Source organism: Acinetobacter sp. YH12063, from assembly GCF_013419715.1.
GTDB lineage: Bacteria > Pseudomonadota > Gammaproteobacteria > Pseudomonadales > Moraxellaceae > Acinetobacter > Acinetobacter amyesii.
Window position 1 is genome coordinate 62,213 of the sequence record NZ_VOZO01000010.1, and the last position, 13,362, is coordinate 75,574.

Below are 13,362 nucleotides of genomic sequence, written 5' to 3' on the forward strand. Positions count from 1 at the left end.
TTTAATTATGTTAAAATATGATTGCAGAGTTAACTTATGAAAATATTACATATCAATAATTTTGCTTTTAAAAAATCTGGGGCTGAATTTTATAATACAGACAGAAAAATTTCGGCAGGTTTGATTTTAAATGGTCATCATGTTTATGACTTCTCTTTTCATGATATGGCTTATTATGGCACCATTTGGCGCACTAAAAAAGTTGGTAAAAAATGGGCAAATCAAGAAGTATTAAAAGTTGTAAAAAATTTTGAACCAGATTTAATCCTAATAGGCCATTCATCATTATTGAGTACGGAAACGTTAAAACAAGTTAAAGCACAATATCCCAAAACGAAAGTAGCATTTTGGTATGTTGATTGGATTTGCGTAGATAAGAAAGCGAATTTTATTAAAGAATGGTCGCCTTATTTAGATTGTATTTTTGTCACCACAAGTGGTGAGTTATTAAAGACTTTAGGAAATGGCAATAAAGTGGCTTATATGCCAAATATGAGTCTGGATGCTGTTGATAGTCTAAAAAATTTTGAAAAAAATGAATTTGTGAATGAATTGGTCTTTTGTGGTTCATCTTCTGATGTGGAACGTACTCAATTTATTCGTAGTTTGCAACAAAAAATTAAACATATTCCTACACGTTATTGCGGTTTTGATGAAGATCCAAAAGTTTTTGGTGCGGAATATTTTAAAGTTTTAAGTCAATCCCGTATGGGCTTAAACTATTCACGTGCGAATTCATTAGATTTATATACATCAGATCGTATTACACAACTGACAGGTAATGGGTTATTGACCTTCACACCTCATATTCCTGGATTTGAGACGTTATTTTCAGATAAAGAAGTGGTGTATTTTAGTGATGTTGATGATTTAGCAAATAAGGTTCAATATTATGTGAATCATCCCGAGGAAGCAAAAGTGATTGCTGAAGCTGGTTGGAACAGAACGCATTCTAGCTATAGTTCAAAACGTGTCACAAAGTTCATGTTAGAGACTATTTTCTCACAGCCTTATACCGAAGACTATGAATGGAAGGATCATGTTTTCAGTTGCTAAGTTAGAGTCAGCAGAGTATTTGGGGGCGGGAGCAAATCGTTATTGCGTGATTTCACCTTCCGATCCTCAGGTGTGTTTAAAAATAGATTTACCTCCAGAACAACGTCAAATTAAGAATTTTCGCCAAAAAATCCAACGCTTTTTAAGCGCTCATTTTTATCGGTTTAATGAAAATTACATTGAATGGAGTGCATATCAGCGTTTAAAAAGACGTATTGATGAGCATGAATTACATCAATTTATTGCCTCTTGTTTGAAGTTAGAAGTTGTTCATGCACAACTAATTCTTAGTTGTGAGTTAATTCGGGATGAGCAAGGTGAGGTATCGCTTAGTCTTCATCATTATCTCAAGCATCAAATACCATTGAATATAGAGGCTGTATGTCACTCGATTGATCAGTTAACGGATTGGCTAATTCAACATAATATTCCACTATTTGATTTAAACTCGGGTAATTTAGTTGTTCAACATCATCGAGGTGGACTTAGATTAAAATGTATTGATGTTAAATCAACATTAAAGAGTAAGGAGATTATTCCATGGTCTTATTGGTCTGATTTCTTAATGCATAAAAAACTTCGTCGCCGTGCAGAGCGTCTCAAGCAGTTGATACAAAAAAATATGAAGTCGGAGTAATCATGAAAATTGTACAGGTCATGGCAACGAATGGTGGTATGGGGGGGTTGGAAAAACATACATTAGATTTATGTCGTGGATTGGCGCAAAGTCATGAAGTTCATTTAATTGCAGATCGTTCCTATCAACAAAAACTAAGTGGTCATATCACACTACATCCATTTGATTTTTCTAGAAGTCGCTGGAATCCGTTTCTCATTTATGCGTTAGTTAAACAAATAAAGCAACTTCAACCAGACGTTTTACATGTTCAGGCAAGTAAAGCAGCAAGTATTTTAGCACCGTGGTTAAAGCAGTTTTCTTGTAAAAAGATTGTCACCGTACATGGGATGAAAAGTAATTTAAAACCATTCATGGCGTTTGATGACATCATTGCTGTGAGTGGGAAAATTAAAGCAAAATTTCCGATTTCAAAATCAGTTCATGTGATTTGGAATGGTGTAGATCAAGATATTAATCAAATTAATAATAAAGTGAAATGTGAAAATCAGCCTACCATTGCCTTGGCGATTGGTAGATTGGAAACAGTGAAAGGCTTTCATATCCTGATTGATGCTTGGAAAAATATCAATGCTGAATTATGGATTGTAGGGGATGGGACTCAGTACCAATCGCTGAAAACTCAGATCGACCAACTTAACTTAAATGATCGTGTAAAACTATTGGGTTTTCGGTCAGATATTTCTGATTTACTTGCTCAGGTAGATTGCTTCGTAATTTCTTCTTTAAAAGAAGGTGGTCCTATTACTTTGGCTGAAGCTCTATTGAGTCACGTACCAACTCTATCGACTGATGTTGGGATGGTGCCTGACTTTATTGATGGGCAGTTTATCTGTGAACCGAATTCGAGTGAACAGATGGCGAACTTGATATCGAGGGAATTAAAACCTAGAGCTGAAATGCTCCCTCTATTCGAAGCAGCATTTATAAAAGCAGAGCAAAACCTAAAATTTGAATCAATGTTGCAGCAAACTGAAAATTTGTATCAAAATTAAGTTAAAGTTTTTTAGGGGTTTCACGAATTGCGTCTATCACAATATGTTGGTTAAAAATATTAAAGGTATGACAGCCATTATCATTCGGGTGCCACTCACTATCTAATTTCATCCAAAATTTCTCTTCGTAGTGTTCTGGAGAAAGTTTTGTAACTTCATTGAGGTCTAAGCTGCCACCATAGCGTTTCAGAGAGTCCTGTGATGGGCGGACTAATTTATTGTTGATCATGCTCAAGTGACCACCTGGGCGATATTGCACAATGCCTTTTTTAACTGGGTTTTGAGGATGTGGTTGCCAATCACTACTCAGTAGATTCTCACTGTAAAAAATATGGAGTTCATTACCATATTTTTTTGATTTTTGATTTTTAATCGCGGTAAATAGATACCACATTCCATTTTGATAATACGGTGTAGTATCTGCAGCATTTATATGACTTATTAATGTACGATCAAATTCCCAAGAATATGGAAAATTTGTACATTTCCATAACTCGATACTTTGGTTGGCTGCACTTTCAGGAATCATGTACCAAATATCTTCATGTTTGAATATACAAGGATAAGAAAGGTGATAAGAGCACTGAATAATTGGAGTAGGTGGACTGTATTGACCGTCCTGAAAAACTTCCATGACAGATAAATAACCAACAGGATGCTCAGGTGAAACTTCTTCAATAAAAATATATGTACGTCCATTTTCTTCTACAATAAATGGATCGGCATAAACGTGCCCTTCAGGTGCATGAATTTCATGTAAGGATAGAATTTGCTGGGGTTCAAAAGGCAACTGTAGTTGGCCAAAGCGTAGGTACCATCTAGAGTTAAATTTTAACTCTCTTTTTTTTTGTAGAAATGAAAACCATTTTTTAACAATAAACCGCATATATAACTCTATTTTTAATTAAGATTCTCTAACAATTGAATAGTTAGACATACAAATGATATGATTTAGCTATCAATTTAGCATTTATTTTTAATCAGTTCATGAAAAAATATGTGATTTCTATCGAGAAAGAAAATAGTGAACGACTAGTAGATTTTTTTAAGCAAAGAATATTTAGAAATTCAAGTTCATTTAATAAAATTGGGGTAGTTGGTAAAAAATTAACAGTTGATGAGTATTTTCATTTGGGGGTATTAGGAAAAAGTAGACCTTTAACGCCAGGTGAATTAGGTTGTACACTGTCTCATTTAAAAGCTTATCAAGACTTTTTAGATACAGATGCTAATTTGGCATTTGTATTTGAAGATGATGCAATTTCACTATTAAGTGAGATTGATTTTGATGAGTTCTATTCACATATAGAAAAATTGAGCTTAAATTCTACATTTTTTCTTAGCTTAGGTGGTATTCAACTCAGTTGTGCTAAAAATGTGTATGGTAGATTTATTGAGCAAAAAATATTTGAGCGAAATATATTAAAGATCCATCCTTTATTTATTGAAAATATGACCTCTACATATGCTTATGTTTTAGATCGTAAGATGGCTGAAATTTTACTCCAATATCACAAATCACCCAAATTATGTGATCAATGGGGAGGGGTGATTGTAAAATATCCATATGTAAATTTTTATGCCTCTTACCTTTTTGATCATCCGCCTCTAATAGATGCAGTTACAGATAGTTATTTACAAAAGGAAAGAGAACAGATTCAGTTAATAAAAAATAAGAAAAAAAGTTATGTTAAAAAATATAAAAAGAAAGTTCTGAAAATATTCTTAAGTAAGTATAAATGATTGAATACGAATAATTTATTCTGTTTTTATAAAATTATATCCTACTTTATTTCTAAATAAAATTTCATGTAAATATAAAGTAGGTCAAATTTTTAGTTAACAGTTTATAAAATTTCTATACTATTTAATTTTTTAAAAGAGACTTTAGAGTGTTTTAAGAGTCCTTTTCCGCATTACCCTTTAACACCATGTAAATCAAACCTACAAAAATTAATAATGCACCTGCAAGGCTGCTGACACAAAATAGAACAATGCGGTTATAGGTAGTTAAGTTAAATAATTCGTTGGCTAAAATGTAGCGCATGAACAACCATTGTACGACAGAAAAAACAATCAACACGATTGCACGACGACGGACTTCAGGACGCATAGCCATAGGAGAATCACTTAAAGTGGAAATTGAGGCTATTATGCCACTGTCGATAATTGATCTCAATTAAATAAGATTAATTCAAGCCTGCGGAACACAACTCTAAAGGTTGAGATGTTCTTAGATCACCTTTATTTGCGGTACATATTGATATTGCCAAAGCAGACCCGAAAACGTTTATAAGACCAGATATACTGTTCTGGTGCTTGGTTAATGATGTCTTGCATGGCAATGTTGAGCGTGTCGACAGAACATTGTAAGTCTTTAGATAAAATCTCGTCTGATAAGGTTTGGCAATGCACATCAAAGTACTGTAGGTTAGGTTGTCGGATACAACTTAATCCAATGACATTGCATTGGGTTTTTGCAGCAAGTTTGGAAACCAGCGTGATCGATAAAGTATTTTGCCCAAAAAAATTGGAATAAATACCGCTAGAAGACTTCGGTAAATGGTCTGGTAAAATGACCGTTAGGCCACCTTGTTTCAAATGTTTAAAAATGGCACGGACCCCCGTTTCATCTGTCGGGACTAAGGTTGCATTAAACTTCTCACGTGCTTCTAACAGATACCGATTGATTCCTTTATTTTTATTTGGTTTATACATAATCATGGGTTCTGTATACAGATTCAGCCATGCATTGAGTAGTTCCCAACAGCCAAAATGTGGAACCACAACAATGACACCTTTTTTATTCGCAAGTGCTTCCGTAAGGATCTGTTCACCATAAATGTTTTTCAATAAGCTCAGGCTATAACTCGGCGGCATCCCCCAACATTTAATAAATTCAATATAAGTCAGGCATTGGCTGCGGATACTTTGACTGACGAGCTGTCTCTGCGCTGTCTCTGACAAATCTGGGTAGGCCAGTTGAATATTGATGCTAGTGATACGTTTGATCGATGAATTAAATAGATTAAGAATAAACGCGATCATCAAAGCCAAGTTTTGTAACAGCCAAAGTGGCAATAGCGCGATGATTTTGAATATAAAGTACATGGATCACAAGGTCTCAAAATTTACAGCATGGAATAAAATAAATTTTGCCAAGAGACCGGACTTATTCAGTGAAAAAGTATAAAAAGATCTGAATCTAAAAACAAAATAATTGGAAGTGGAAAATTGAGCTGTCCATTGCTCAAAGGATATGGTGCAACATCATAACGTAGTTGAAGCGTTTTGATATTAGCAAAGTAAATCAAATCTTTAATTTATGTTTTGTAGGTTTTCAACGACCTTTTGTTGGTCGAAATAAAAAACCCTGCTTAGCGCAGGGTTTTTTAAACCTTAAAATCTAAATCTTAAAATGTAAGATTATTTAGATTCTTCAGCTTTTGGTTTTTCACGTAAGCGAATGCCTAAGTCACGTAATTGGTTTGCTTCAACTGGCGCAGGCGCTTGAGTTAAAGGACATTCCGCAGTCTTAGTTTTCGGGAATGCAATCACGTCACGGATAGAAGATGCACCAGTCATCAACATCACTAAACGGTCAAGACCGAATGCCAAACCACCGTGAGGAGGTGCACCGAATTTCAACGCGTTAAGCAAGAAGCTGAATTTCTCTTCTGCTTCTTCTTCAGAAATACCAAGCGCTTCAAAGATCGCTTTTTGCATTTCAAGGTTGAAGATACGAAGTGAACCACCACCGATTTCAGTACCGTTCAATACCATATCGTAAGCAACAGAAAGTGCAGCACCTGGGTTGTTCTTCACTTCTTCAACGCTTGATTTTGGCAGCGTGAATGGGTGGTGAACAGACGTCCATTTACCGTCATCAGTTTCTTCGAACATTGGGAAGTCAACAACCCAAAGTGGCGCCCACTCGCAAGTTGCAAGTTTCATGTCGTGACCGACTTTAATACGTAAAGCACCCATCGCATCATTTACGATTTTTGCTTTGTCCGCACCAAAGAATACGATGTCGCCATTTTCAGCACCAACGCGTTTCAATAGATCAAGTACGATAGGCTCGATAAATTTAACGATTGGAGATTGAAGACCTTCAATACCTTTTTCAAGCTCGTTGACTTTGATGTAAGCCAAACCTTTCGCGCCATAAATGCCAACAAATTTAGTGTATTCGTCGATTTGGCTACGTGGAAGCGCGCCAGCACCTGGTACGCGAAGCGCAACAATACGGCCTTTAGGGTCTTTAGCAGGACCTGCGAATACTTTGAACTCAACGTCTTGCATCATGTCTGCAACATCAACAAGTTTCAAAGGAATACGTAAGTCAGGTTTATCAGATGCATAGTCACGCATTGCATCTGCATACGTCATACGTGGGAACTTGTCGAACTGAACGTTTAGAAGTTCTTTGAACATCTTAACCGTTAAACGTTCCATTAAATCCATGATGTCATCGTCACTCATGAACGATGTTTCAACGTCGATTTGTGTGAATTCAGGCTGACGGTCAGCACGTAAGTCTTCATCACGGAAACATTTAGCAATTTGGTAGTAACGATCAATACCGCCAACCATCAACAACTGTTTGAACAATTGCGGAGATTGTGGAAGCGCATAGAAGCTACCGTTAGAAACACGACTTGGTACTAAATAGTCACGCGCACCTTCAGGAGTCGCACGAGTCAAAATCGGTGTTTCAACGTCTAGGAAACCATTTTCTTCGAAGTAGTTACGAATAAGGTTGGTTAATTTAGAACGGAAACGTAATCGATCTAACATTTCTGGACGACGAATATCGAGGAAACGATATTTCAAACGTACTTCTTCAGAAATATTGGTATTTTCATCATTCAATGGGAATGGAGGAGTTTCAGACGCAGCAAGAACTTCAATTTCTTTGCCTAAAACTTCGATTTGACCACTCACGATATTCGCGTTTTCAGTACCTTCGTAACGACGACGTACACGGCCTGTAATTTTTAATACGAATTCTGAACGTGATTTATCAGCAGTCGCGAAAGCTTCAGGAGTATCAGGGTCAATCACTACTTGAACAAGGCCATCACGGTCGCGCATGTCAAGGAAGATTACACCACCGTGGTCACGGCGACGGTGAACCCAACCGCATAATGTAACGGTTTGGTCGATTTGGGCTTCAGTAAGTGAGCCGCAGTAATGAGTTCGCATCATAGCGTTAGAAATCCAACTATATGGGTTAAGGTCAGCGAATGCGTAAACAGCGCACCGCTTTTATTCGAATAGGGGATTATGCCTCTTTTTGGCTGTTTTGTCACAAGGACTTATTGCTAAAACAGCCAAATTTACAGCAAATTTTTGCTCAATGAAGGGCTTAAGCCGATGACGTAGAAAAAATGTTAGTGCTCTTGCTTAAGATCAGAAATATCAGACTACCAAGGCTAAACGTGGCTAAAAATGCACGGAAAAAATAATTAATAGCCTTGCCGACATAGGCATACAGGTCGTGCACAAATGCATCTGAATAAATACTGTCAGCAAAATAAAAATAACTAGCGATTCCCGCAGCTAAAGACAGGGCCGCTAAACCATATACATAGACTTTGATAGATGCGGGGACGTTTACAGTACTTCGATAGTGAAGATGATGACGATAAATCATCCATGCTAAAACGGGGAGAGCCAAGCCAGATAATCCAATTTGCAACACGCGATGTAGGGGATATGAATGACCAAAAAATTGAATCGGTAGACTCAATAGATCCTTAAATGCAAAGGTACGAAAGTCAACATGGGTCAATCCATCCCAAACAATATGCGTCGAAGTTCCAATGATGAGTGCGAGGATGAGACTGAGCATAAACCCACAGCATTGATTAAGACTCTGTAGATGCAGCGGCTTATTTAAACCAAAAAAAGCAAATAACATCGGGCGATAAAGCACATACCACAGCACACAAAACAGCAAACCTAGGATTAAGTTTGGAACAATTAACCCAGACCATTGATGTGAACCTGCATAGTCAGCATTGGTAAATAAACGGAATAAATCCGGCACCATGCTACCAATTGCGAGTGCTGCAATAGGCAGGCGATTTCCGCTTAATTTGGAAATAGGCGGTGCGAGTACAGCATGGGATATGGTAAAAGGCATTGAACTAAAATAAATAAATGAATAAATACAATGTGGTATCAGTGAGTGTATATGATTTGGGCAGATTAGAATGTTTTTTATTGCAAAATGAATGAAATGTTATATTATAACATTATTCAAAAATAGCCTGATTTGAGTCTCTCCAACATGTCTTTTCATAAGAATTTAATAACTGTTTCGATTTTTGCAGTGATTGCACCCAACCTTTATGCCGATGACCCAGAACAACAGGTACAAAAGCTCGAAGCCATTAATGTTCAGGTCCATCCCTTAAACCAAAGTGCGGCAGATTTTGCTGTTGCCGATAATGTCATTCAACATAAAGCCCTTGCACAAGGTGGCGTCACAATTGGTGATGCGTTAGCCGGACAGCCGGGTGTATATTCAAATCAGTTTGGTGCAGGTTCAAGTCGTCCTGTGCTGCGTGGTCAAGATGGCCCTCGTGTCAAAGTCTTAGAACACGCCTCAGAAACTGCAGATGTTTCGACTTTATCTCCTGACCATGCGGTTACGGTAGATCCGATTTTGGCAAAACAAATTGAAGTGATCCGTGGGCCATCAACACTGTTATACGCGGCAGGCACAGTTGGCGGTTTGGTTAATGTGACGGATCAAAAGATTCCTACCTCTATTCCTGATAAAGGTTATGAAGGGCAAGTTGGGGTTCGTTATAACTCAGGCAGTGATGAAAAATTGGCGAGTGCCGGTGTGACGGCTGCTTTAGGTGAGCAATTTGCCATCCGTGTAGAAGGTTCGAAACGCAAAGCCAATGATTATATTGCACCCAATTATTTCCATGATCATGATGGTGAATTAGAAAAAGAACGCCGCGTTGGCAACACTTTTGCAGAAGGGCAAAATGTCAGTGTGGGCGCGTCATGGATTCATGATCGTGGTTTTGCTGGACTGTCTTATAGCAACCGACAAGACCAATATGGCCTGCCGGGTCATAGTCATGAATATGAAAGCTGTCATCCACATGATGACCATCTACACTGTGATGGTCATGATAACCATGGGCATACCGATGAACATGATCATTCAGCGCATGACGAACATGATCACGATCATGATGCCGCAGGCCCATGGGTCGACTTAAAGTCAGAACGTTATGATTTCCGTACCGAACTTGCGAATCCGTTTGCGGGCTTCCAAAAACTCCGTGCACATGCAAGTTATACCGATTATCAACATGACGAAATTGAAGGTGATACAGCGGCAACGACCTTTAAAAGTCAGGGCTATGATGGTCGTTTAGAGTTGGTGCATAACCCGATTGCGGATTGGGAAGGGGTGATTGGCGCACAATACAATCAACAAAAGCTTAATATCAGTGGTGAAGAGTCACTGATGAATCCAAATAAAACCCAAAAATGGAGTGTGTTTGGTTTAGAGCATAAACAATTTGGTGATTTTCATGTCGAGCTGGGCGCCCGTGTCGATCAGCAGAAAATTCAGATCGATTCTGCACAAAAAGATTATGACGATTATGGTATTTCCTACTCAGGTGCTGTGAACTGGGCGTTTGCACCCAATTATAAATTATCCTTGGTGGGTTCTCATCAAGAGCGTTTGCCATTGGCGCAAGAGCTCTATGCAGATGGTAAGCATTTTGCGACCAATACCTATGAACGCGGAAATGAAAATCTAGATGTTGAAAAATCTAATAATCTAGAATTAGGTTTCCATTATGAAAAAGATCAGTTGGATTATCACGTTCATGTGTACCACAACTGGTATGACAACTACATTTATGCTGCAACCAAAGATAATTTTGAAAACTTCCGCTTAGTTGATTACACCCAAGACAAAGCCAAGTTCTATGGCGCGGAAGCTCAAGTGGGTTATGCCATTAATGATATGTATAAACTCAGTGTCTTTGGTGATTATGTTCGCGGCAAAATTGATGGTGAAAATGCGCCACGTGTGCCTGCAGGGCGCTTAGGAACCAAGGTCGATGTTGACTTTGCCGATGGTTGGTCAGGTCTTGCAGAATATTCACATGTATTCAAACAAGACAAAATCACAGCATTTGAGCGTGAAACAGATGGCTACAACATGGTGAACTTGGGTGTGGCCTATAGTGGTCAGTTGAAAGATCAAAATGATTATCGGGTTTATTTCAAAGCCAATAATTTATTGGATGAAGATGTTTACTCTCACACGTCATTCCTTGCCAATATTCCACAAGTCGGTCGTAATTTTACAGTTGGTCTTGAATTTGGTTTCTAATTGAATTTGCACAGACTTTTCTAAGGAAGTCTAGGTGAAGTCACAGAAATCCTCTTGAAAAATCAATGAATAAAACCTAATCTGAGCGCATTAGACTAGGTTTTTTCTTATGCGCATCATTCAACGAATACATCACAAGCTCAATTGGTCACGCCGTCGCTATGTGGGTGTGGTCATCGGTTTATTGGTTTTAGGTTATTTGGCATCGGCAACCTATCACACGCTAAAACCACTCCCTGAAGGGCTGAACTACACGGGGAAACTTCGCCATGCTGAAGTGAACTTTTTAGTGGATGAAACCTATATCGATGCGCAAGGAAAGCAGCAACAGGAACATCGCATTTTTAAAGAAATGCTGAAAATGATTGAGGAAGCACAGTCGACCATTGTGTTGGATATGTTTCTCTTTAATCCGCAAGTTGGTGACTCTCAATTAAAACATGAACAATTAACACAGGAGTTGACCGATGCGCTGATTTTGAAGCGTCGACTATCTCCTCAAGTGGAAATTTTTGTGATTACTGATCCTGTCAATTCGGTCTATGGCGGCATTCAACCCGAGCATTATCGTCAATTACGACAAGGGGGCATTGAGTTGATGGAAACCAATTTGGTGCCGCTTCGTGCCTCTAATCCAGCATGGTCAGGTTTTTGGTATATCTGTTGTCAAGATATTGGCAATAATCCTGAAAAAGGCTGGTTACCGAACCCATTGGGAACCGAGAAAGTGACGATCCGCAGTTATATGGATCTTTTCAACTTTAAAGCCAATCATCGTAAAACCTTGGTGGTCGATACCGTTGACGGTTGGAAAGGTTTAGTCACCTCTATGAATCCACATGATGGTAGCTCACGACATTCCAATGTGGCCTTAACCGTCAAAGGCATGACCGCGATTGACTTGTTAAAGACTGAGCAAGCCGTAGGTATGATGTCTAAAGCCAATATTCCATTTGTGGTGATTAAGGATGTTGAAGCGGCGAAAACTCAGCCACAGGTTCAAGTGCTGACTGAAAAAGCAATTTATGATGCCACACTCGACTTAATTGATAGCGCGAAGAAAGTTGGAACTGAAATTGATATCGCGATGTTCTACTTGTCAGAACGTAAAATTATCAAAGCACTCATTGCTGCGCATGAACGTGGCGTGAAAGTTCGGGTATTACTCGATCCCAATAAAGATGCTTTTGGTCGAACCAAAAATGGTATTCCAAACCGTCCTGTTGCTTCTGAATTACATGATGCCGGTATTGATGTACGTTGGTGTAATACCCAAGGTGAGCAGTGCCATAGCAAGATGATTTTAAAACGAACAGCCTATCAGGCAGATATGATTTTAGGTTCTGCCAATTTCACAGCGCGTAACCTGAAAAATTATAATTTAGAAACTGATTTGCGCGTGATTGGTTTGAAAGACGCTCAAGTCTTTAAAGAGGCAAATCAATATTTTAATACGGCTTGGTCAAACCGTGATGGTAAGCAAATGAGTGTGGATTACGGCACGTATGCCGATGACTCTAAGTTGAAATATGTGTGGTATCGCTTTATGGAATGGAGCGGATTATCTACTTTTTAATTTTTCCCTCATCCTAACCTTCCCCCAAAGGGGGAAGGAATTCCCTCTCATTTCAGGAGATGAGTAGCACTGCTAAGCAAGGGAGAGGTGTATTTAGCAATTATTAATTCTTCGGTACAGGATTCGGCGGAACGATTTGATCTAAATCTTTATCCGTCATTTGATCCAATTCTTTAATATCGGTTTTGATTTTCCATTTATCTGCATCATCTACCGGTTGTGGCAAACGAGCTTCTAACCAGTCACAGATGACATCTGGTGGAAAATCGGCATGGTTACATTGAATCACCCAAGACAAGAATTGTCTTGCTTCGCCATTCATATATGGTGGCGGAGAAACCGGTAAAAATTGAGTCGGTAAGCGTTCATTTTTAGAAATATAGTTCAATACATGGCCCAATTCTTGAACAGTTTGCCATGCTAAAGGGTGATCTACATTAATTTGAAATTTAAACCACCAAGCAGTTTTACCATCGGTTCCGTACGAGTCAATCAGTTGTTCTTGAATACTTGGAACTTTAGAAAAAAATTGATGAAGTCGGTCAAAACTTAATTCAGACACAGCATTTGATCCACTACGAAATAAAATCAATCTTAGCATAATCCAATGAAAAACAGGCTAGCCTGAAGGTGCGATCAGCTTGGTCGGAAAATTAACAAATTCTTGCACTTGATGGATTTTTATCCATTTTTTCTCCTACAATGGAATTTATAC

At 38.3% G+C, this 13,362-nt stretch carries 12 protein-coding genes; 6 read left to right on the plus strand and 6 right to left on the minus strand.

Annotation, left to right across the window (positions count from 1 at the left end):
• Positions 1 to 36: 36 nt before the first annotated feature.
• From FTU12_RS11920 to FTU12_RS11930, 3 genes are read left to right on the plus strand one after another with little or no spacing between them, the layout of a single operon-like run.
• Positions 37 to 1,056, plus strand: coding sequence for a glycosyltransferase (locus FTU12_RS11920; protein WP_168378742.1), 1,020 nt, complete (start codon positions 37 to 39; stop codon positions 1,054 to 1,056).
• Positions 1,040 to 1,693 (plus strand): YrbL family protein, encoded by a 654-nt coding sequence (locus tag FTU12_RS11925; protein ID WP_168378743.1) that lies wholly within the window; start codon positions 1,040 to 1,042, stop codon positions 1,691 to 1,693. Before FTU12_RS11920 ends, FTU12_RS11925 begins: the two co-directional genes overlap by 17 nt.
• Before the next feature lie 2 nt (positions 1,694 to 1,695).
• Complete coding sequence (locus FTU12_RS11930) at positions 1,696 to 2,688, plus strand: glycosyltransferase (protein WP_168378744.1); 993 nt, start codon at positions 1,696 to 1,698, stop codon at positions 2,686 to 2,688.
• Between the two features lies 1 nt (position 2,689).
• Here the strand turns inward: FTU12_RS11930 and FTU12_RS11935 are convergent, their stop codons facing one another.
• A complete protein-coding gene (locus FTU12_RS11935; RefSeq protein ID WP_180078744.1) occupies positions 2,690 to 3,574 on the minus strand; it encodes a hypothetical protein in 885 nt (294 codons plus the stop codon).
• A gap of 101 nt (positions 3,575 to 3,675) precedes the next feature.
• Between FTU12_RS11935 and FTU12_RS11940 the strand changes: the two genes are divergently transcribed.
• Positions 3,676 to 4,431 (plus strand): glycosyltransferase family 25 protein, encoded by a 756-nt coding sequence (locus FTU12_RS11940; protein ID WP_180022427.1) that lies wholly within the window; start codon positions 3,676 to 3,678, stop codon positions 4,429 to 4,431.
• A gap of 154 nt (positions 4,432 to 4,585) precedes the next feature.
• On the opposite strand, the gene FTU12_RS11945 is transcribed toward FTU12_RS11940, so the two are convergent.
• From FTU12_RS11945 to FTU12_RS11960, 4 genes are all read right to left on the minus strand, one after another.
• Complete coding sequence (locus FTU12_RS11945; RefSeq protein ID WP_180022426.1) at positions 4,586 to 4,807, minus strand: hypothetical protein; 222 nt, start codon at positions 4,805 to 4,807, stop codon at positions 4,586 to 4,588.
• Positions 4,808 to 4,932: 125 nt separating this feature from the next.
• Complete coding sequence (locus FTU12_RS11950) at positions 4,933 to 5,799, minus strand: lysophospholipid acyltransferase family protein (RefSeq protein WP_180114449.1); 867 nt, start codon at positions 5,797 to 5,799, stop codon at positions 4,933 to 4,935.
• A 315-nt stretch (positions 5,800 to 6,114) separates the two neighbouring features.
• Complete coding sequence (gene aspS, locus FTU12_RS11955; RefSeq protein ID WP_180114450.1) at positions 6,115 to 7,899, minus strand: aspartate--tRNA ligase; 1,785 nt, start codon at positions 7,897 to 7,899, stop codon at positions 6,115 to 6,117.
• Between the two features lie 160 nt (positions 7,900 to 8,059).
• A complete protein-coding gene (locus FTU12_RS11960) occupies positions 8,060 to 8,839 on the minus strand; it encodes a DUF4184 family protein (RefSeq protein ID WP_180114451.1) in 780 nt (259 codons plus the stop codon).
• Between the two features lie 147 nt (positions 8,840 to 8,986).
• On the opposite strand from FTU12_RS11960, the gene znuD reads away from it, so the two are divergent.
• Both znuD and FTU12_RS11970 read left to right on the plus strand, forming a co-directional pair.
• Positions 8,987 to 11,071 (plus strand): zinc piracy TonB-dependent receptor ZnuD, encoded by a 2,085-nt coding sequence (gene znuD, locus FTU12_RS11965; protein WP_180114452.1) that lies wholly within the window; start codon positions 8,987 to 8,989, stop codon positions 11,069 to 11,071.
• Between the two features lie 109 nt (positions 11,072 to 11,180).
• Positions 11,181 to 12,647 (plus strand): phospholipase D family protein, encoded by a 1,467-nt coding sequence (locus tag FTU12_RS11970; protein ID WP_180114453.1) that lies wholly within the window; start codon positions 11,181 to 11,183, stop codon positions 12,645 to 12,647.
• 103 nt (positions 12,648 to 12,750) lie between these two features.
• Here the strand turns inward: FTU12_RS11970 and FTU12_RS11975 are convergent, their stop codons facing one another.
• On the minus strand, positions 12,751 to 13,209 hold the full coding sequence (locus FTU12_RS11975; RefSeq protein ID WP_180005494.1) for a hypothetical protein: 459 nt from the start codon (positions 13,207 to 13,209) through the stop codon (positions 12,751 to 12,753).
• Positions 13,210 to 13,362: the final 153 nt, after the last annotated feature.